Here is a 21,629-nt window from a genome sequence, read left to right on the forward strand (position 1 = left end):
CTTTAACTTTACATTAGCATGCTACGGTAACTGTTTTCTAAATCTTTCAGATCTACTTTTAAGGTATCTTTTATATTTAGAATCTTTTCCTCTGTCACTTTGCCGATGCATGAGAAAACTACACCTTTAAATAATTCTTCAAACTTTTGTTGATTTTGCGGTGATATAGTAACTAAAATTCTACTTTGTGATTCAGAAAACATTATTATCTTGTTTATTATGTTCCTATTTTGCGTTTCTCCAATTGGTACTAGTGAAAGATCAATTTCAGCACCTAGGTCTCCTGCAATCAGCGATTTTACCAGAGCAATAACTAGCCCTCCTAAGTTTGATGTAATCGCGGAGACAATCATATCATTTTTTATTGCAAGGTTATAACGCTTATACAACTTCTTAGCGCTCTTTGCATTAACCTTTGGTACCCTATTATCGCCTATTCCACTGTATAATTGATATTCAGATCTACCAAGCTCGTCGTAGGTTGTGCCAAGCACATATATCAAGTCCCCTGGCATTTTTACATCGAGCGATACCACGCTCTCGATATTTTCTACAACTCCAATTGCTGAGATGAGTAATGATGGTGGCGCAGAGATCATCACTTTCTTGCCATTTTCATCATATCCCTTGAAATCATTAAACATACTATCTTTCCCAGATATAAATGGAGTTTTAAATGCAGTTGCAAAGTTGTAACAAGCCTCTGCAGCTCTCTTTAGCTGCCATAGTCTTTTTGGATTATAAGCATCACACCAACAAAAATTGTCTAGCAACGCTAGATGATTTATATTTCCTCCTGCAGCCACACATCCGCGTATGGCAGTGTCGATTGCACATGCTGCCATATGATAAGTATCAATTTCTCCGTAGCTAGAGCCAAACCCTTGCGATTTTACAACTCCTTTATTTGAAGAAAGGATTGGCCTTGAAACAATAACTTCGCTACACACTCTTCCCTTTCCTTGCAGTGGTTTTAATACAGATGAACCTTGAACTTCATGGTCGTATTGCACCACTATGAACTCTTTACTACATATATTTGGTCTGCTTAGCATTTCTTTTAGTTCAGTTTCTAGAAAAGTAAGGTCTGTTGTCATTCTAGTGTATGATATGTGAGGAGTATTATCCCAGTGCTTAACTCTGGGATCCATTTTGTGCTCAAACTTACCATCATATACACTTTGGTACAAGGATTCAGGTTTAGTTTTTACAGACCATGGCTTTGTTTGTAAATAAATTTTAGGGTTGCCATCATGCAGAAACTTAGTTTCCATATCCATTATTACTATCCCTCCTGGATATTCGACAATAGCTTTGCCACTGTTGTTAAATTCTCCAATTACGCTGATTTCTACATCATGTTTTTTCATGATTTGCCTAAACGCAGGAAGGTTTTCTTTTGGTACTGCTAAAGTCATTCTCTCTTGTGATTCTGATATCCATATTTCCCATGGAGCCATATCATCGTTTTTAAGTAAAACCTTGCTTAAATCAACTTTAAATCCATCTCTTCCCATTTCACCAATGGATGACGATAGGCCACCTGCTCCATTGTCTGTTATTGCATTATAAAGACCAAGACCTCTTGTTTCCATTACGGCATTTGATAATTTTTTTTGCGTAATAGGATCACCAATTTGTACAACTGTTAAAGAACTGCTACTTGATAGTGCCTCTGAAGAAAACGTTGCACCATGAATTCCGTCTCTTCCAACTTTTCCACCGATAATTACGATTTTATCACCATTTTTAGGTTTCTTAATATGTGAAGGTACATTATTTATACTACGCGGAATAATTCCAACACTTCCAACAAAGACTAATGGTTTGCCACAAAACCTATCGTCGAAGTATACTGATCCAAGTTGTGTTGGAATTCCAGAGGAATTGCCAGCAACATTAACACCATGAATGACTTCTTTCATTATATATTTTGGCGGTAAAATCTCATCGATACGTTCTTTATCTCTATAAAATCTGTCTTTTATTTCTTTAGCAAAGCAAAAATAATAGGTATTCATTATAGGTTCTGCGCCCTTGCCAAAACCTATTATATCGCGATTAACTCCAAGCACTCCAGTCATTGCTCCTCCAAACGGATCAAGAGCTGAAGGGCTATTGTGGGTTTCAACTTTATCTACAATTAAGTAATCTTCATCGAAGATTATTCCTCCTGCGTTATCAGAGAAAACTGATACGCATATTTTAGAATCTATCTCATGTGTTGCACGCTTAATATAATGTGTGTATAGACCATCTTTTATTTTGTCAATAGGAGAGCAAAAGATATTGTGCTTACAATGTTCAGACCAAGTTTGTGCAAGGGACTCAAGTTCAATATCGTATGGATTTCTGCCAAGTTTTTTGAAGTGATTCCTTATAGTTTTCATTGCCATAAGAGAAAGTCCTAAAGGGCCATTACCATCGATTCCATCTCTGCTGATCTTCTTAAGTTCTTGGTTACTTACGTTTAAATCGATAGGTTTAGCTCGATTTCTATCTGCGGTTGTTTCCTTTTCTGTTATTATATGGCTTTGTGCTGAAACGATACTATAGTGAATGTGTGATCTACCATAATACTTCCAATGATAATCGCCGTTTTCCTTATAAATAAGTCTACAATATTCAGTGATAGGGTTAAATTCTTGTTTTATATCGTCTTTAGTTGGTGCGCTTCCTTTACCTAAAATTAACTTAGAGCTTCTTGCATTGATGTAAATATCTTCATAAAGATGGCCTTTACTTATTAAATATTCTCTAACAATTTGTTTTACTGTGTTACCTACATTATCGTTCATACCAGGTAGGAAGCTTATCTCTAAACCCCACTTGGCTTGCGGGTTTATAAAATCGTATCTAACCTCTTCAAGATCTTCGTTGCAGAGGTAATAACGGTAGTCTTGTATAACTCTATTGTAAAATAACTCACAAATTTCTTTATACAGCTTTGGTGGTAACTCTTTACTTATGCAGATTGAGTAAATATCGACTAGCCACCTGTGGTTAGCCTGCTTACATTTATTTATGACTTCTACTCTGATATTTACCATACAACATTATGAAAAGTTTTAATACATAATAACATAATAAGTTTCAAACACATTTATATTTTGCTATACAATAAGCATCTTATTAGTTGATATCTTTTGTGGGGAAAATTTTTGCTATTAACACATGCGAAACTTTCTTTGATGTGCTGGTTCAGCATATATTTTTTGAATATGAAAGAGAAAGAATTTCTGAAATAAAGATCATACTTCCTTGCAAAAGAGATGTTATAGCGTTGCTGAGTGCATTCAAGAGCTACAGCGCTAGAAAATGCATAATTCTACCGGAGATAGTTTCACTAGAAAACATTGATGAAGAAGATTTAATATTGAATCTTGATAAAATCAGAGTTATCAAGCCGACAAAAATGATGCTATTGTTGATTCAATTCATACTGGAGTGGAATAAAAAGAATAATGATAACTTTCCCATTGAGTTGGCTTGTAGCCTACCATTATTGCTTGATAAGATTCAAGATACCAAGGTAAAGGACTATTATCAGTTTGGTAGGCACTCAAAAAAAGTAGAGAGTTTCATAAATTTGCTTGGTGAAACTTGGAGCAGAACTCTAAGAACTCTAGGAGTAATAGATATATCAAAACATAAGAGTGATTATATAGTAAATATGGTTACTTCTCTAAAAAGAGATCAACATGTAATCTTTGTCGGAATTGGGAAGGGTAAAATCTACAAGTTATTAATCAAAGCTATATATGACCTGCAATTTGGAAAAATAATTTTACCTAACCTGAACTTCAAAATTAAAGAGAAAGATTGGGAGTCACTCAGCAAAAGACATTATCAATATAGTGTGAAAGACCTGTTGGATTACTTAAATGTAGATAGAAAAGATGTGAGTTTTCTAGATGAAACTTACATCGCTGTTGTTCCAGGACGTGCAGCTGGAATTTGTGATCAAGGAACTGTAGAATATTTAGATTATATCTTTGATACAACTGTTGATCTTAGCAAAGTTAGTAGTGGATGCATTAAAAATATCGAAATTATCGCTTGTGCTTCTAGAGAAGAAGAAGCACAAGTGATATCATTAATTGTAGAGAATGAAGGTTGCGAAAATGTTTCTTTGGTCGTTCTTGATAAATTACTTGCAACTCGTATAGCTTGTTTATCAAAACCTACATCAGAAAATAACTCTTACATAATGCTTTTGCTTTACAGCATCGAGATTTTAACCTCAAATTGGAATAGTGTGGCATTGCTTGCACTTCTCAAACATGAGCTAGTGACTTTTGGCTACTCTAAGGAAGAATATACTCAGATTTTATCTGAATTTGAAATAGAGGTATTACGTAGCTTTAATACCAACGGTCTAAGTGATATTATAAATGTTATCAATACCCATGAAAAGCTAAAATATAAAAAGGATATATTACTTATTATCAATAATTTAAAGATTATATACAAAATATTAACTAATGTTATAAATTACTCAATTTATGATATAGTAACAGCTCATTTACAGTGTATTTATATGCTTTCTAATGTAAATCTTTTAAAGATGAATAATGAAATAGGTGATTTCATTTGTGATTTTTCGAATGCATGTGAGGGTGTGAAAGTTAAATGTTCTTTGGAAATATACAAGCAAATTCTAACCTTCTTCCTGAAGAAGGAGTTTTTTTCTGTAGCAAGTGACTTAAATAGATTCAGTTTATATTACAATAGAGTTGTAATACTTGCTGGATTTTATGATATGCCGAGTTTTCAAAATCCATTTTTGAACGCACTGATGAGAGAAAAATTTGGCCTTCCTTCTGTACAAGAGGAGCAGGGGTATTTTTTATACGCCCTGCGTAATTTATTTGGTGCAAGCAAAGTTTATATTATAAGCTTGCTGAGCGACAGGAAGCCAACTATATTAAGTCGTTTGGAATTTCTGTCACAAAAACCAAAATATCCTTATCGTGATTGGCTAAGAATATTAAATACACCTGAATGCATTGTTCCATGTACCCAGCCTACACCCAAGCCTCAAGCTGAAGTTAGAAAAGAAAAAATGCAAGTGATGTCTTCTAGTGCAGTAGAAAAACTGATTCGTAACCCTTACTCATTTTATGTTGAATATATACTGAATCTTAGACAGCTAAGAGAGTTAAATTTCAAGCCTTCAATACTAGAATTTGGTACTATGGTGCATAGTGTTCTTGAGAGGTATTTATGTGATAAGAAGCCACTAATGAGCATTGCAGGCGAGATATTCTCAACTAGTCAGTTTAATTTCTCAAGTATGTGGTGGGTAAAGCTGCAGAGAGTAATTCAATCTTTCGTTAAATTTGATAAGACTAGAAACAATCATATTGAGTTAGAAAAAAGCTTCTCTTATCTAATACCTCATATTCCAGCAAGTACCGGTAGTCATGTTACTTGGATGACAAAAGGGATTTCACTGATAGCAAGATGTGATCGAGTTGAGTACCTGCCAAATGGACAAGTGGCGATTATAGACTATAAACTTGGTTCACCGCCTTCCAACAAGGAAGTTATGTCAGGGTTTTTTCCACAATTAATTTTACAAGCCTTAGCGGTCGAATACACAACCAAAAAAGAAATTTCAGAACTTGCTTATTGGAATCTTGATTATGATAAAATAAAAATTATTCGTTTAAAAGATTATAGACTAAAAATGCAGGAATTTCAAGATAATTTACCAGGTTTTTTGTCTAGTTATTTAAGGGAGAGTACTCCTTTTATTGCTTCTCCATATTTTGATAAGTTTCTAAGATTTAATAATTATAAACAGTTAGAAAGAATAGAAGAGTGGTTTTAAAATTAGTAAATTTTATTGTAAAAGTAACTAATGCTGGGGTAGGCTTATCATACTGCAGCGTTAACATATGGCAGCTTGTTGTTAGGTTTTTATGTTATTTTCACTTTGAAATTTTTGAAAATGACATAAAAGCAAAACAATATTTTTGATTACATTAAATTAAAAACTGGATCTCAGAATGTCTGCTAATTTTGTAATGTCGTTATAAAATGAAATGAGATACAAGTTGACTAAGTAAAAATTTTACCTTTAGGGTCACATTTTTACTTTAGCTCCTTGGGCGAGCTTGCTAAAGTAATATTTTGTGTTAAATTATCCTGGCTAAGTTAAAGTTATAGTCTCGAAAATATATAAAGAGGCATTTAAAGCACATGGTTATCAGAGAGTCTAGATGTAGAAGAGATTAAGAAGGCACATTACAAATTTATACTCGAGTAGTATCATGATAGAATAGTTAGGTACAAGGTGAAAAGAGAGTGTAAAGTAACGGAAAAGACTAAGGAAATAAAGGAAACAATAGTAGTAATTGAGTACTAACAGATAAGATTAAGGAAAAATTCATTAATCAACGGCTTAATNNNTCTTTAAAAACTTTAATAGAAAACTCTATGAAAAGCGCTATGGTTCACCTTTAAGTGAAGGAAAGGTTGACTGTTTAAGTCTCTTGAAAAATAGAGATCTAGCTAAAACAAAAGCTTTGTTAGAAAAAGTTCAAGATATCAATAAACAAACTAATATTTATAATATATATACTGGCACTTAATATTGGATTTCTTGTGAAGAATTTTTCTAATAACCTAAACTTGGTTAGGTAAAGTTTCTTAGAGGAGTTTTATTTAAGTATAGTATTAATATAATTCAATACCGGTTCATGATTGTTAGTATCAGACTATGCTTGTAACTTACATATATAAATGTAATATTATGGGTAACAGTAGGACTATCTTGCGTGTTGTATGTCATGAGCTAGGCATAATCTTAATGTAAAAAAATATAGAGTAAATCATAATGCATTTGATAACTAAAATTTACATTACTGTATTGCACTCTAAAGGAAAACAATGTTGTTAAGTTACTATTTAAGTATGGAATTAAAACCGATGTAAAAATTCTGCTAAAGAAAAGCTAATTATTGATGGTATCGTAAAATACAAGTTAAAGTACAATAAAAATCTCTTACTGCATGTACCTAGTAGGCAAAAAAGCAGATTGTTACAGTCTATTACTTTTAGTAATTATATAGAAACTGATCACAATATTGAAATCACAGAATTTCTATTGAAGGAAGGTACTAGCCATGAATTTTATAGTTAAGTAGAAAAAAAAGAATTATATATTAGTATATCATATTTGACTGAGTAAAAAGGGAAAATGAGCTTATAAAATATTTTCTTGAATACAAAGAAAATGTAAATAACGATAATTTACATCGTGTCTAGCTACTCATAATAGATGGTGCAAAACATAACTTTCCACAGAAACAATTTTCAAGAATTTCCTTNGGAATTGGCAGTTACATGGGTTTAACGCTATTGTTCGGTGTTATAGCGATATACTAGTTGCAATGGAAATTATACTGAAATTGTTGCTATTGAAACAATCACATTTATTGTGTTATCAGAAATGCTAGTGCTAAGGTAAATAGTATATATAGTATAAGATATCTTGCTAATATAGTGATAAATCAATATTGTAGTAATCAGTAATATATATTTTAGTATAGCCCTACTCTCGGGTATATCAATCATGAAAGCAAATTAAACACTTTGTAAGTTTGCTCAAAGCTCTGGCTGTAGGTATTTCTCTTAATTTTGCCATTTTAAGATTTTATATAAGATCAGGTCTCTTATATAACCTATTTTTAGGTTAAAATTTGTTTATGCTCCTTCCAAGTACTTTACGGTTCTGTTTCTCTTACAAATTCTTTATCATAATCTAACAAGATTTAGTGTTTTCTAGAGTACGTTAAAATTGCTGTAAAAAACTTAGTATTGAAAAGAATAAAATGCTTGTGCTTTACCTACGCTAAAGTAAAATTAGACTTTACTCAATAATTTTTATGCTTGATAGAATGCATGAAAAGTGTGGGGTATTTGGTACAAGCTCCAACAAAAATGCTGTTTTTGACTCCATAATAGGCCTTCATGCTTTGCAGCATAGAGGTCAGGAATCTTTTGGTGTAACGACAAGTAGCAGTGGTAAGTTACATTCTTATCACTTTCAAGGTCAGGTTAGTAGTGTACTTGATAAAATAGGTGAAATAAAAAAATCCCTGCCTGGAGATTATGCAATAGGCCATGTTCGGTATTCAACAAGTGGCAGTAAGTCTGGGGCACAACCTATGCTTGGCAAAAGTAGTAAATTTGGAGATTTTGCTATAGCGCATAACGGTAATTTGATTAAAGTTTCTTCAATACGCGAACAGCTGATCAAACAAGGATGCGTTTTTCAATCAGATATTGATACAGAAGTAGTAGTGCGTTTAGTAGAAGTCAATACTAGGAGTAGCTTCTTAGAGAGTTTTATATACGCATTAAAACAAATACAAGGTGCTTATTCCTTTGTTGCAATTAACCAAGAAGTGGTTATTGGAGTGCGCGATCCAGCAGGAATTAGGCCTCTTGTTTCAGGAAAACTAAATGGTTCTTATGTGCTCGCATCTGAGACTTGTGCTTTTGATATAGTAAACGCAGAATTTGTCAGAGAAATAGAACCAGGTGAGTTAGTCACTCTTGACCGGAATGGTAACTTAGCTTCAGCATTTCCTTTCTCACAGCAAAAATCAAGTTTTTGTATTTTTGAATACGTTTACTTTTCACGATCAGACAGCGTTATGGAGAATAAGTCTATATATAATGTAAGAAAAGAAATAGGAAGAACTCTTGCAGAGGAAAGTCCACCAAAAAACAATGTGGATATGATTGTACCAATACCTGATTCTGGAACACCTGTAGCTATTGGATATTCAAAGCATTCAGCTTTACCCATGGAACTGGGAATAATTCGCAATCACTATATAGGAAGAACTTTTATACAACCAACCGCTGAAGTACGTAAAGTTAAAATTAAATTGAAATTTAATGCTAATAAGCGCATCTTAAAAGGTAAAAATATAGTTTTAATAGATGATAGTATAGTACGTGGTAGCACGCTCAGAAGTATAATAGTTATGCTAAAAGATGCAGGAGTAAGAGAAATTCACCTAAAAATTTCAAGCCCACCAATTAAGTACTCTTGTTTTTATGGAATCGATACACCAGAGCGCAAGGATTTAATTGCTGCAAACCAATCTATAAAAGAAATGGAGGCAGATATAGGAGTGAATAGCTTAACCTTTTTGAGCATTGATGGTCTATATCAAGCTGTTAAGGAAGAAAAGCGCAATAACATAATGTCTCAATACTGTGATGCTTGTTTCACTGGTGATTACCCAATTGGTAGGTAATCTAGTTAATAAAAGAATATAATTTTGAAAGATGTTTTTACGAGTCGACAATTTTTATGAATAAAAAATAGTATTAAGGTAACTACTATCTTCTTAGCAACCTATATCAGGCTACATTTCACGTTTGTATAAAATACCATGAGTCCTTTTATCTTAATGAACTAACTGCATTAATCTTTTTATATGCTTTGTTGATTTTATTTTCCTCTAGGGTTTAGTTAGCTTCAATATTCTTACACCTTATTTGTAGATATATTATCACCAGTTTCATTCTTAGTAAAACTTATTTTATTTCTTTTCATCAGGGAGAGAAAAATATAATGACGTTAAGTAAGATAAATTTAATTACTATAAATGTTAAGAAAAGAAAAGAGATGAACGATATGTATACTTTTTTATTATTTTATGATTAAATAGTGACAATTATAATCCTATGGTAAGTAATATGTTCATCCAAATCAAAGAAACACCAAACCTAAATACGCTAAAATTTCTTCCTGGGTTTATGATTTTAAACGAAGGAGAAACGGTTGATTTTTCAAGTGCAAATGAGACAAAAAATTCTAAATTAGCAGCAAATCTTTTCCGAATAGAACATGTGATAAGAGTATTTTTCGGTCACGATTTTATTTCAGTAACAAAATCTGATAATATTAATTGGAATACATTAAAAGTAGAAGTTTTAACTACAATTATGGATCACTTTGCGTCTGGTGGAAAAGCTCTAGATAGAGAAGGAACGAATGATAATGACATACTAGAAGAATTTTTTGATGAAAGTGACACAGAAATTGTAAGTAGGATAAGAGAGTTAATGGAAAGTTATATCAAACCTGCAGTTGTTCAAGATGGTGGCGATATCAAATTTCGTGGTTACAAAAACGGAATAGTTTATGTTGAGCTGCAAGGAGCATGCTCTGGATGTCCGAGTGCTACAATTACTCTTAAGCAGGGAATACAAAACATGTTGTGCTACCACATACCGGAAATTTTAGGCATAGATACTATACTATGACTGCTCAACCAGTTAGAGGAACAAAAGATCTACTGTTTGATGAATGGTATAAATTTAAATATATAGAACAAACAGCAAACAGGATTTCAAATTTATATGGCTTTTTGCCTGCTCAAACTCCGATATTTGAATATACAGAAGTCTTCGCAAAGACTTTAGGTGATAGTTCAGATATCATTAATAAAGAGATGTATACCTTTAATGATAAAGGAGGAAAGAGCATAACTTTGCGTCCTGAGTTTACTGCTGCAGTTGTTAGGTTATTGATTGAAAAAAAACTGCAAACGCCGATAAAGTTGTTTTCAACAGGACCTGCATTCCGATATGAGAGACCACAAAAGGGAAGGCAAAGACAGTTTCACCAAATAAATTTTGAAGTTTTTGGTATAGAAGACCCTAAAACTGATGTTGAATTGATATCACTTGCTCAACATCTGTTGACTGAATTTGGTCTTGATAAGAATTTAAGGCTAGAAATTAATTCTTTAGGTAGTAGTGAAACAGTGCCAAAATATAGAGAAGCTTTGGTATCATATTTTAAAAAATTTCAAAATGACTTATCAGAAGATAGCCAAAATAGATTGATTAAAAACCCACTCAGAATATTAGATTCTAAGGATAAGAAAGATAAAGAAATAATCTCTGGTGCACCTAAAATCAGTGATCATTATACAAAAGGGTCCTTATATTTTTTTGATCAAATATTAAATGGATTAACAATTCTTAATATACCTTACACCGTAAACAGTAAATTAGTTCGGGGATTAGATTATTATTGCCATACAGTATTTGAATTTGTCACAGAAAATTTGGGTGGCCAAGGAACAGTATTTGCAGGTGGAAGGTATGATAATCTGATGTCTTCAGTAGGTGAAAAATACACTCCAGCAATAGGATTTGCTGGAGGTATTGAGCGCATAATGGAATTAATTAGTTACTCCATAAAAGAGGAGAGACCTACTTATCTAGTCCCTATTGGCGGGGAAGCTGAAAAATATGCTTTAATACTTGCAAATAAATTACGCAGAAGTGGTTTATACGTAATCCATGAATATAGTGGAACGCTTAAAAGCCGTATGAGAAAAGCAAATCAAGCAAATGCTAAAGCTGCAGTTATTTTCGGTAATGAAGAATTGAGTAGTAAAACTTTAAAAATTAAAGATATGGATACAGGTGAAGAAAAGATAGTTACTTGTGATGATATAATAGGAAATGTTTATCAGGCCTTGTTTACATAAGTTGAATAAATATAATTTATTTCGTACGACACGAACCATGCATTTTTTGATATGCCTTTTGAAAACCAAGTAGAGAATAAGTGTCATCAACAGTTGTTGCCTTTATTTTTCCACTAACTACCATCGATAATCCTTGCTTCATTTTGAGGATTAGATCCTGGTCTGTTTTTGTATGTTCTGCCCACGCAAAATTTCCCTGTATTATGGGTAACATGTATTCAACTTTTCTATCGACGTCAAGAATTACAGGCTCTTTGTCATACTGAAAGCCAGAAGTGACGCTCACTTCATCTGCTCTTTTACTAACGTAACTAACCATCACATATGGCTTGCGAGCAGTTGTATAATGTTCGCTTTTTTTCTTAGGATAAGATATAATGTAACACACTTTTTCTCCATCTTCTAATGCAGTGTACACGAACCAATCTTTATACTTTTCCTTTAACTGAACACTATTAACTGATGCAAGAGCGCTTGTTGAGAAAAGTATCAAAAACGTGAAAAAATTAAGCATATAAGCTAAGCTTTAAACTCTCTGATTGTATATATTGCTTTACCTTACTCATTGCTTGTTCAGCTAGCTGTCTTATTCTTTCCCTTGAAACATTATACTTTTTACCAAGTTCATCTAGAGTTTGAGTGTTTTCAGATAAATATCTGCTAATAAAGATGTCTCTTGATCTTTCGTTAAGGTTTGCTAATGCATTGTTTAGAATTGTTTCTTTTAATTCTTTTTCTTCATGATTCTGATAAGTTACTTCTTGACTAACAGAATTACAAGGAATCATATCTTGCAGCTCTTTTTTAGAACCATCACCTACTTTTAGGCAATTATTTAATGACTGATCCTTATAAGCTAGACGGTAACTCATCTGTATAACATCCCCTTCAGATACAGCAAGTTCATTAGATATTGCTTTTATTTCTTCATTGCTTAAGGTCTCTCTGTTTGTATATTGTAAAATTCTTTTCTTTATTTTACGCAAACTAAAAAATAACTTTCTTTGTGCTTGCGTTGTGCCTATTTTTATGAACGACCAAGACTTCAATATAAAGTCTTTTATTGAAGCTTCAATCCACCATACCGCATAAGTTGAAAAGCGGAACCCTAAATTAGGATTAAACTTTTTCACTGCATGCATTAGACCTATATTTCCTTCCATGATTAAGTCCATCAGTAGTAGCCCATAATTTTTGAACTTCATTGCAATTTTTACTACTAAGTTTAAATGGCTAGTAATTAGTTTATGAGCAGAAGAAATATTCTTGTATTGGTGCCAGTTTTTTGCTAATCGCTTTTCTTCTTCTTGGGAAAGCATAGGAAATTTTTGTACCTCAGCAATATATTGCATTAGACTAGCGCTACCGTTAATACATAAATTCAATGCTTGGATTAACATAACAACCTAAACTAAAACTCTATATAGAGTAGATGATTTTTAGCAAAAATTCAAGTTTTTATTTTAAAAAAATGTAGCTTGTTGCTTTATGCCTGATTGGAAACTTTGTAGACTTCAATATTAGTTGTTAGTTATGCTATAACAAACTGAAGTATAGTATGTATAGTAAATACTGTTGTTCCAGTGTCCAAAAACACTGGAATTCACATTTCTTTTTTCTAAGTCCCAGCACCAGCTACTTGAACAACAAAACCGGGACAAAAAAGAAGAGTTACAAAATAGGCTAGAAGTTAAACATCAATCCAGCTTCTGCGCCAACAGTGCTGTAAAGAACTTTGATTCCATCTTTGGTAGGTTGCTGACCACTTTCAACAACTGGTTTATCAAACTTAGCACCATAAGAACCAAAGTAGCGAGCTCCGGCGAAAAGTTTAACTTCTGGAGTTACATCATAACTGACACCAGCTTTTGCTTGGTAAGCAAAACCAAATCCATATTCCTTATCACCTGTAACTTTTATTGCTAGAGGATTGCTGAGATATGCTGCACCAACACCAATGCCAACATATGGAATAACAGGCATATCTTCAATTACTACATCATAATATACGTTAACTAATCCTGAAAGTGCATTTAGATTATCTGCAATTGCTGGAGCAGGAGCTGTTTCAAATGTATCCCTGCTTAGCTGTGAGTAAAGACCTTCAATATCAACCCTGATATCGTCCATTTTATAACCGAAAGCACTACCACCAGCCATAAAAGAAGCTTTATAAAGGTCAGTAGTTACATTAGTATCTGCATTCTTCTTTTTAGCACCTGTAACACCATCAACCTCTGTTTTAAAAGGTAAAAACTCACTGTTGTACTGCAAGCGAATATAGTAACTAGTTTCTTCATCAGCTATTGGACCAACAGGATTTGAAAAAGCAGCGTTTGATAAACTTAGCAACGTTACTAAAGCGGTTGCTGAAAAAAACTTTTTATAATGCATAGTTATCCTCGTCAAAAAAAATTAAAATTTCACTTTAGCAATTTTAATAAAAGCTAAAGTTAAGTCAAGTACTAACTTAATAACACAAAGTGCTTGCCATTTAAACTAATTTTTGGAGGAAAGTAAAGATTTAGTTAATGAAAATGAAATTATGTAACTTTTTATCCTAAGTATTCTCTTTTGACTCTTNCNTGCATTATATAAAAACGATGGTAACACTAGAAATATCAGAGACTTAATCAGTAATACGGAAAAACTTTAAAAAGGAAGCTTAAATCCAGAGGGTAGACCAATCATACTTGCAAGATCAGAGGTTGCATTCGTCATATCTGCTTCTGCTTTTTTAATGGCATCGTTGAACGCTGCTACTACTAAGTCCTCTACTATATCTTTCTCCTCATTTCTTATAAATTCTAAGTCTATGTTTATTTTCTTAGCTTTATAGCTACCTATTTTTACAACTTCTACTAACACAGAAACTTTGCCACCACCAGAAATACCTTGAAATTCTTTCCCAACATATTTTTCTTGAGCTTCTATAAGTTTCTTTTGCATTTCTTGTGCTTGCTTCATTATTTGACTAAAATCCACAATTTACTCCTTACTCTCTATATTAACTATCTTTGCACCCTTAAACGTATCAAGTATACCTTTGACTGTAGGTATATGATTTAAATTACTTATCTCTCTGTTTATATAATCTACATCAACTGTAACTAACCATTGTTGTTGAGTTACCTGATCTAAGTAATTTTTTAAATCATTACAAAAGTTACTATCTAATTGAGATACAGCCTTTAATCTTAAATATCCAGGCTTGCAATCTACTAATTGTAAATTGCTACATAGTTGTTTGTAAAGATAAACTTGGTTATCTTGTCGTAACAGTTGTAGAATTTTATCAAAATCATAATTTTCTTGTTGTGTATTTCCTATATTATAGATGTCTCTTTGCCGTGTATTCTGTGCAAGAATTTTTTTGATCACTTGTTCAGGAGAAGGCAAATCAGAGAGATAACAAAGGCTGATTAGCATCATTTCAGCGGCAATATCATTGCATGACGAAACTTTTATAGCTTGAATTCCCTTGAGCAACACCTTCCATAATCTCGAGAAAAATATTAGAGATTTCCTTGCACTTAAGTCTTTTATCCTATTTTTCCCATGTTCTAGTAATGAACTGTCGACCTCTTTTGTAATCAAAAAACGGCATATTAATTGGATTGTTTGCAATAGACTTTCGAAGATACTAAGTGGATTTGCTGTCTTTGCTGCCTTGTCAAACACCAATAAAGCCTTCCATAAATCGCTATCTAATACTGCTTCCATTAAATCAAATACAATACCTTCATCTACTAAACCAAGTATTTCTGTTACATCCTCAGTAGATATTAAACCATCTTTGCTATATAACATCGCTTGATTCATCAGAAATAAAGCGTTGCGCATTGAATTGCTACAATGGTGTGCAATTAACTCTAATGCTCTATTTTCAATTAAATAATTCTCTTTTTGTGCAATGTCATTCAAACGTCCTACTATTTTAGTAGTAGGTATTTTATGCAAATCAAACCTTTGACAACGTGCAACAATAGTTATTGGCATCTTTTTTATTTCTGTAGTTGCTAAAATAAACTTTACGCTAGATGGTGGTTCTTCTAAGGTTTTAAGTAATGCATTAAATGCACTCCCCGATAACATGTGTACTTCATCTATAATATATATTTTGAATTTGGAACTTATGGGTAAGTAACAAATATTTTCTAGTATCACTTTAATATCTTCAATGCTAGTATGACTTGCTGCATCGATTTCAATCACGTCTGAATGATTTGAGTTTTTTATTGCTAAACAATTTTTACATAATCCACAAGGTTCAAAAGTTGGTCCTAAAGAACAGTTCAAACATAAGGCTATGATTCTTGCTGTTGTAGTTTTACCAACTCCACTACTGCCAGAGAGTAGTATAGATTGTGGGATTTTGTTAAGAGTAAAGGCGTTTTTTAATATACGTACCAATACGTCTTGACCTATCAAGTCTTTGAAGCTGCCAGGACGATATTTTAATGCTATATTCATAGCCTTTAACTAAACCAAAAACAATGAAATAGGTATGCAACCCAAAAAAGATCCTGATATGGCTGCTTCATTCCTGATCTGACCAAGTTACAGAGTTTTTGCCTGCATACCTTGTAAAATATTATACTTTTTTTTTTATTTGGCAAGCTATATTCTATATTAGCCCTATAGTTTAATGTGTTAAATTTTTTACAATTCTACTTTAAAGTAAATAAAAGGTTAGTTTGTTATGCAGGTCNCCATAGGATTGTTACTCCAATATCTATCTATATCATTTCAGTGCTTATTTATATCATCTAAGTATGTGACAGCGGAACTGCACTGGAATAGTGAAGGGAAGAGAGACAGCAAAATGAGGAGTTTATGATTTTATATTATTTTCCTCTTTGCCCATTTTCACGAAAAGTTAGAGCACTACTCAAAGAAAAAAAGTTAAGTTGTGATTTAATATATGAAAATCCATGGGAAAAACGTAATGAATTTATGAAGATTAACCCAACTGGACAAGTACCAGTCCTTATAGACAATAATTTTACCATAGCAGACAGCAATGCTATTTGTGAATACCTAGAAGAAACTTATAACAGCAGTATTAAACTGTTGGATTCTTCTGCTGCTATTAAGTCTAAAATACGAGCTTTAATTAGCTGGTTTGACAATAAATTTTATAATGAGGTTACTAAGTACATCATAAATGAGAAAGTGATAACTAACCGTAGTCCTGACTCTAGGTTTCTTCATGCGGCTAAGCACAACCTATCTTGTCATATAGAATATATCGAACACTTAATTAGCAAAAATGTTTGGCTTGCAACTAATAAGTTCACTTTAGCCGATATCACTTTAGCGTCACATATTTCTGTGATGGATTATGTAAATAGCTTTCCATGGGAAAAAAGTAAAATTTTAAAAGAATGGTACTCTATTGTTAAATCGAGACCTTGTTTTCGTGGCATNTTATTAGAGAGAGTTCTTGGATTAACTCCTCCTAAACATTATGCAGATCTTGATTTCTAACTTACGTCAGCTTTAAAGCTACAGTCATTCCTTCATCAGTTGGAATTAACACAGAGTAATACTTTTTTTCATCTGACAGACGATAATTAAATTCTCTCATAGCATACCATGATTTTTCTGATACTTTTTTTGGAGGTAATTTCAAAAATACCGTGTTAAACAATAGAGTATTATCAGCAACGATCAGTCCATCTTGTTTAATATGTAGCTCTGCCCAATCTAAGTATTTAGGATAATCACTCTTGTTAGCATCGATAAACATCATATCAAATGGTGCTTGTGTTGATAACTCGTTCAATTTTTCCGATGCTCTGCCTTCCATTAAAGTAATTTTATTATTCAGATTAAAAGCACTAAAATTTTTTCTTGCTATACTTGAGTGTTTGTGGTTATTCTCTACCGTGTATACATGGCCGTACTCAGGCATAGCTTTTGCCATACAAATCGATGAATAACCGTATAACGTGCCGATTTCAACAATACTTCTTACTCTGTGAATTTTTATAAATAAACTAAGTAACTTTCCTTCTTCAGCACTAATTTGAATATGTTTCTTACTTTCAAGTATACAATACTCCTCTATTTTTTTGCATTCCTTTACAAATAAGTCTCTTATGTATGATGATTTAGTACTGGAGTTATTGCGTGCCATATTTCGTACTAAAAATTTGACTTACGTAAAATACATATACCAGCTTGAGATAGTAAAACATTTACCTTAAGTTACTATTTTACAGCGTAAAATTTTAAGTGACAAAAATTATTATATATAATATTATACTTAACTAGTATAACAGTTGGTCAATTGTTGTACACTAAAATTAAAGGGGCTGCTTACACGCATTTCTCTTTATTAAAAGATAATTTTTATATCAATTAGAGGGGTATATGTCTTATAATATTGCTGGTGAAGTTGAATCGTTAAATAAAAAATCCAATAAAGACGAAGGGGTTGCATTACTGCATAACCCAGCTTATCGTGAGAAATATAGGGAACGTTTTGATGAAGCTCAGAAGAAAGTTATGGATATGGTTCAATTTTATGATGGAACTATAATGTTAATAGAAAATAAAATTGCTATGTATTATTATGCCTGGCACAGTAAAAAAAGAGAGTTTGAGCGCAAAAAACAGCAAGCAGTGATGAAAAACGACAATACAGCATAGTAATCTTTTATGTGATAAGCTACAGTGGTATTCAGTGGTATTGTTTCACTATAGCTTTTTCACATAGTCATCTATTATATTAGCTAAGTACTCTAGTGTTTTATACCCTTCATGTTTAATTTTATTATGTTCTACATGTGATTTATCGTTGTTAAGCTTGATAAAAAATATTGGAGTACCTGTGACGCCAAGTTTATTGATTGCTAGTGACTTATCGTTTATGACTTTATCCATTATTTTCTTATCATTGATGCATTGATTGAATGTGCTTTGCTTTAAATTACTTAGTGCAGCAACTTTTTGTAGTACAGTCAAGTCACTTAAATTAGAGTAGTTCCATGAATCTATTAAATTAAAAACAGCTTTATTAAAGTTAAAATAGTCTTCTGTTCTTTCGTAACAATGGCTTAGCATTGCAGATTTTAATCCCCTATAATCCATAGGGAAATGACGAAATATATATAACATTTTTCCTGTATCTATGTATTTCTTTTTAATTTTAGGAAAAACTTCTTTATGGAAAAGATAACAGTGATAGCAAGTAAGTGAAGCATATTCAATCATTAGAATTGGTGCCTTTGGATCTCCTAATAATTTATCGTCAGGTAAAGGTGATAGCAGCTCCTTTGGTGTTATCTCACTAGTTTTTTGAGTATACTGATCATCGGATAAGCCTTCCTTAACAACCGTATAAGAATTAATACTTATGAAAATTAATGCAAAAAACATCAGCCTAAAGATCATTGCAGTATAAATACTAACTGACTAAAAAACTATACGTTTACATAAATAATGTCAAGCTAACTTTTAGTTAGTAAGGCTTTTAACTCTATCTTTGAATGCAGTAATTATTTTGCTTTGTGTATATTTATATACTGAGTTTAGCAAAGTTGAAAGTAAGCTAGACTTGAACTCAAATTCTATATAAAATTTTACCACAGTTTTATTTTCATCTATAAAAATAAATTTCCACTCATTGTATAAACATTTAAATATTCCATTTGCTGATACAGCTTTTACCCAACCTTCATTTGTTTTGCTTGGGGAAAGAAAAGTTACTTCTGATGTATAACTGCCTTTGATATGATGAAAAGCTGCTAATAAATCTACAACCATCTGGTTATGATTTTTTTTTTTATGCAAACAGCTTTGCACCAGGGAATAAAATCAGGATACTTCTCAACATTAATTACAATCTGAAATATATTACTAGGTGAACAGAGAAAAATATCTTGTTCTTTGTGTTGGTAGAGCATAAATCTAATTAACTGAGTAGAATCCGTATCTATCGTCAGTCTTAGTAGATTCCTGAGACCTGAAGTTAAGGTGGGCATCACATATTAACTCTAATAAAATTAATAGAGGTAATTCCCTTGACTAAAAATTATCGCTCGGGAAACTTAACTCAACTAATAACATATAGAACAGATTCTTATGAAGTATAACTAGTTTTTATAAGTCGTGTCTATAGATATATTTATAATTACCAATAAAATTAACTCTATCTAACCTTTGTTAAATTTTGTGTCCTAAGTGTCATAATCAATAAATATATTTTATTTTTTACTAAAATTTTAATTATTATTGTTTCCACTGCCATTTCTTTAAGAGCTACATTAACTATGTAGATCATAAAATTTTTGTGTATTNATAAAGCAACAGTGGTGGCATATTTATGGAGGGAAATAAAAAAATCGAGAATAAGTATATAAAAAACTTCAGGAGATCATTCGAAATAATGTTAACCTAAAAAAATATCCTAGTTTGTTATGGGAAAACATTCGACTTTGATTACTTAAAAAAAGAGAAAGTTTTTTTATAGAATATGAAATGTATCTTACGAGTTTGTGTATTGAAATCTTGTATAAGTACATGAGTGATAGCGAGATGACTCTAATTAGCTGAGTGGTTGATGATAAAACTTGTTTGATTAGTAGAAGGTTTTCTTACAGCAACAAAGAATTTATGAATACTGGTTTTAAAGTTACTAAGGATAACAATTCCTTATTAATAATTGATGGTGTAATAAATGGTATAAGTATTTCTATTAATCAACTCTATATTCGGTGAGAAAATTGATACACATGTTATAATAAATGTTACAAGTGAATTAAAATGCAATACAATCTATATGATATACATGCCTCATTGGCCCAAGCCGCTTGGTAGCAGAACAAGAGATTTTACCCTTGAACGCATGAAAAGTTTCCTAAATAAGTTAGGAAACCCTGAGAAAAAAATGCCTCCAGTAATTCACATAGCTGGAACTAATGGGAAAGGTTCAACATTATCCTTTATAAGGTACATTCTGCAAGCAGCAAGGTACAAGGTACATGCATACACTTCTCCGCATTTAGTAAATTTTAATGAAAGGATAGTTATTGCTGGTAGTTATATTGACGACAATGAATTACATGATTTATTAGAAGAGTGTCGCAGTGTAATTGCAGATCAATCTATCACTTTGTTTGAAGCTATAACTATTGCAGCTTTTCTAGTCTTTTCTCGCCATGAAGCCGATATTGCTTTAATTGAGGTAGGCATGGGTGGAAGACTAGATGCAACAAATGCTATAAACAATCCAATTTTAACGATCATTACTTCCATTGCACTTGATCATACAGAATACCTTGGTCCTACTTTGGAGATCATAGCAGGTGAAAAAGCTGGAATAATGAAACGTGATGTTCCTTGTGTAATAGCCCCACAGGAGAAATCTATAATGAATACGCTAGAACGTTGTGCAATAAACAGTAGATCCCCTTTATTTAGAGGTGGCCTTGAGTGGAGTTGTAAAAAACAGAATAGCAAAATGATTTTTCAATCAACTATTCAATCAGTAAAATTTCCTTTGCCATCTTTAAATGGTAACCATCAAATAATTAATGCAGGAAATGCTATTGCAGCATGTAGCATTTTGAGTGGAAAGTACGGTCTTGATATTGGGAAAGAGGATATTACTTTAGGGCTGCAACACACCTATTGGCCTGGACGACTAGAACTTATAAGAGAAGGCAATTTAATTTCTTTATTACCGAGAGATTGGCAATTATTTTTAGATGGTGCACACAATAACGATGGTGCAAGAGTATTAGCTGAGTGGATAAAAGATAATTTTGCTGAAGGTATCTATGTAATTTTCGGTATTACGTGTAATAGAAGTGTGGAAGAGTTTTTAGAATATTTAAAACCATATATTAAACTATTATGTGTGGTTTGTATAAAATCTGAACCTAAAGCAGTAAGTACGGGCTTAATTAGAAGAAAAGCCAATAATATAGGAATAAATGCTATCGAATGTGAGTCAATTAGTGATGCTATATTAAATCACATACTAAAAGCTTCTGTTCAAAATATTAAAACCATATTAATTTGTGGTTCATTATTTTTGGCCAGAGATTTTGCTATGGAGAACTTCTATAATTTTACGTAAGCGAT

The 21,629-nt window shown here is 32.3% G+C and carries 14 protein-coding genes, 2 other RNA genes and 2 pseudogenes; 7 read left to right on the plus strand and 11 right to left on the minus strand.

Annotation, left to right across the window (positions count from 1 at the left end):
* Positions 1-8: 8 nt before the first annotated feature.
* Positions 9-3,050, minus strand: a complete 3,042-nt coding sequence (locus HSX44_RS01140; RefSeq protein ID WP_275601945.1) for a phosphoribosylformylglycinamidine synthase subunit PurL — start codon at positions 3,048-3,050, stop codon at positions 9-11.
* Between the two features lie 98 nt (positions 3,051-3,148).
* Between HSX44_RS01140 and HSX44_RS01145 the strand changes: the two genes are divergently transcribed.
* The 4 genes from HSX44_RS01145 (at position 3,149) to hisS (ending at position 11,534) form a co-directional block, all read left to right on the plus strand.
* The gene (locus HSX44_RS01145; protein WP_275601946.1) at positions 3,149-5,836 is read left to right on the plus strand and encodes a PD-(D/E)XK nuclease family protein; all 2,688 of its coding nucleotides are present in this window, start codon (positions 3,149-3,151) and stop codon (positions 5,834-5,836) included.
* A gap of 2,059 nt (positions 5,837-7,895) precedes the next feature.
* On the plus strand, positions 7,896-9,281 hold the full coding sequence (purF, locus tag HSX44_RS01150; protein ID WP_275601947.1) for an amidophosphoribosyltransferase: 1,386 nt from the start codon (positions 7,896-7,898) through the stop codon (positions 9,279-9,281).
* A gap of 445 nt (positions 9,282-9,726) precedes the next feature.
* Positions 9,727-10,296 (plus strand): NifU family protein, encoded by a 570-nt coding sequence (locus tag HSX44_RS01155; protein ID WP_458695383.1) that lies wholly within the window; start codon positions 9,727-9,729, stop codon positions 10,294-10,296.
* Positions 10,293-11,534: a histidine--tRNA ligase gene (gene hisS, locus HSX44_RS01160; protein WP_275601949.1), complete on the plus strand. Its 1,242-nt coding sequence runs from the start codon at positions 10,293-10,295 to the stop codon at positions 11,532-11,534. Before HSX44_RS01155 ends, hisS begins: the two co-directional genes overlap by 4 nt.
* Positions 11,535-11,550: 16 nt before the next feature.
* Here the strand turns inward: hisS and HSX44_RS01165 are convergent, their stop codons facing one another.
* The 6 genes from HSX44_RS01165 to ffs form a co-directional block, all read right to left on the minus strand.
* Entirely contained in the window at positions 11,551-12,048 is a 498-nt protein-coding gene (locus HSX44_RS01165) for an invasion associated locus B family protein (RefSeq protein WP_275601950.1), read from the minus strand.
* Complete coding sequence (locus HSX44_RS01170; RefSeq protein WP_275601951.1) at positions 12,041-12,934, minus strand: RNA polymerase factor sigma-32; 894 nt, start codon at positions 12,932-12,934, stop codon at positions 12,041-12,043. The genes HSX44_RS01165 and HSX44_RS01170 overlap by 8 nt, the downstream gene beginning before the upstream one ends.
* Positions 12,935-13,217: 283 nt before the next feature.
* Positions 13,218-13,928 carry a P44/Msp2 family outer membrane protein gene (locus tag HSX44_RS01175; protein ID WP_275601952.1) on the minus strand — a complete coding sequence of 237 codons (711 nt, stop codon included), beginning with the start codon at positions 13,926-13,928 and terminating at the stop codon, positions 13,218-13,220.
* A gap of 258 nt (positions 13,929-14,186) precedes the next feature.
* Positions 14,187-14,519, minus strand: a complete 333-nt coding sequence (locus HSX44_RS01180; protein ID WP_275601953.1) for a YbaB/EbfC family nucleoid-associated protein — start codon at positions 14,517-14,519, stop codon at positions 14,187-14,189.
* A 3-nt stretch (positions 14,520-14,522) separates the two neighbouring features.
* A complete protein-coding gene (dnaX, locus tag HSX44_RS01185; RefSeq protein WP_275601954.1) occupies positions 14,523-16,007 on the minus strand; it encodes a DNA polymerase III subunit gamma/tau in 1,485 nt (494 codons plus the stop codon).
* Positions 16,008-16,030: 23 nt separating this feature from the next.
* Positions 16,031-16,123, minus strand: an RNA gene (ffs, locus tag HSX44_RS01190) — signal recognition particle sRNA small type.
* A 247-nt stretch (positions 16,124-16,370) separates the two neighbouring features.
* Here ffs and HSX44_RS01195 point away from each other — a divergent pair.
* Positions 16,371-17,024 (plus strand): glutathione S-transferase family protein, encoded by a 654-nt coding sequence (locus tag HSX44_RS01195; protein WP_275601955.1) that lies wholly within the window; start codon positions 16,371-16,373, stop codon positions 17,022-17,024.
* 1 nt (position 17,025) lies between these two features.
* On the opposite strand, the gene HSX44_RS01200 is transcribed toward HSX44_RS01195, so the two are convergent.
* Positions 17,026-17,676, minus strand: a complete 651-nt coding sequence (locus HSX44_RS01200) for an O-methyltransferase (protein ID WP_275601956.1) — start codon at positions 17,674-17,676, stop codon at positions 17,026-17,028.
* Between the two features lie 236 nt (positions 17,677-17,912).
* Here HSX44_RS01200 and HSX44_RS01205 point away from each other — a divergent pair, with 236 nt between their 5' ends.
* Entirely contained in the window at positions 17,913-18,191 is a 279-nt protein-coding gene (locus HSX44_RS01205; RefSeq protein ID WP_275601957.1) for a DUF2671 domain-containing protein, read from the plus strand.
* Between the two features lie 31 nt (positions 18,192-18,222).
* Here HSX44_RS01205 and HSX44_RS01210 read toward each other — a convergent pair.
* From HSX44_RS01210 to ssrS, 3 genes and pseudogenes are all read right to left on the minus strand, one after another.
* A pseudogene (locus HSX44_RS01210) lies at positions 18,223-18,935 on the minus strand (thioredoxin domain-containing protein).
* A gap of 63 nt (positions 18,936-18,998) precedes the next feature.
* Positions 18,999-19,447, minus strand: a pseudogene (locus HSX44_RS01215) (type II toxin-antitoxin system RatA family toxin).
* Between the two features lie 16 nt (positions 19,448-19,463).
* Positions 19,464-19,625: non-coding RNA, 6S RNA (ssrS, locus tag HSX44_RS01220), on the minus strand.
* 697 nt (positions 19,626-20,322) lie between these two features.
* Here ssrS and HSX44_RS01225 point away from each other — a divergent pair.
* Positions 20,323-21,624 (plus strand): bifunctional folylpolyglutamate synthase/dihydrofolate synthase, encoded by a 1,302-nt coding sequence (locus HSX44_RS01225; protein WP_275601960.1) that lies wholly within the window; start codon positions 20,323-20,325, stop codon positions 21,622-21,624.
* Positions 21,625-21,629 lie beyond the last annotated feature (5 nt).

Source organism: Wolbachia endosymbiont of Onchocerca gibsoni (genome assembly GCF_029169405.1).
Lineage (GTDB): Bacteria > Pseudomonadota > Alphaproteobacteria > Rickettsiales > Anaplasmataceae > Wolbachia.

Coding starts and splice junctions, on each gene's coding strand:
- HSX44_RS01140 (WP_275601945.1), bottom strand. CDS start 3,050: ATGGTAAATATCAGAGTAGAAGTCATAAATAAATGTAAGCAGGCTAAC.
- purF (WP_275601947.1), top strand. CDS start 7,896: ATGCTTGATAGAATGCATGAAAAGTGTGGGGTATTTGGTACAAGCTCC.
- HSX44_RS01155 (WP_458695383.1), top strand. CDS start 9,727: ATGTTCATCCAAATCAAAGAAACACCAAACCTAAATACGCTAAAATTT.
- hisS (WP_275601949.1), top strand. CDS start 10,293: ATGACTGCTCAACCAGTTAGAGGAACAAAAGATCTACTGTTTGATGAA.
- HSX44_RS01165 (WP_275601950.1), bottom strand. CDS start 12,048: ATGCTTAATTTTTTCACGTTTTTGATACTTTTCTCAACAAGCGCTCTT.
- HSX44_RS01170 (WP_275601951.1), bottom strand. CDS start 12,934: ATGTTAATCCAAGCATTGAATTTATGTATTAACGGTAGCGCTAGTCTA.
- HSX44_RS01175 (WP_275601952.1), bottom strand. CDS start 13,928: ATGCATTATAAAAAGTTTTTTTCAGCAACCGCTTTAGTAACGTTGCTA.
- dnaX (WP_275601954.1), bottom strand. CDS start 16,007: ATGAATATAGCATTAAAATATCGTCCTGGCAGCTTCAAAGACTTGATA.
- HSX44_RS01200 (WP_275601956.1), bottom strand. CDS start 17,676: ATGGCACGCAATAACTCCAGTACTAAATCATCATACATAAGAGACTTA.
- HSX44_RS01205 (WP_275601957.1), top strand. CDS start 17,913: ATGTCTTATAATATTGCTGGTGAAGTTGAATCGTTAAATAAAAAATCC.
- HSX44_RS01225 (WP_275601960.1), top strand. CDS start 20,323: ATGATATACATGCCTCATTGGCCCAAGCCGCTTGGTAGCAGAACAAGA.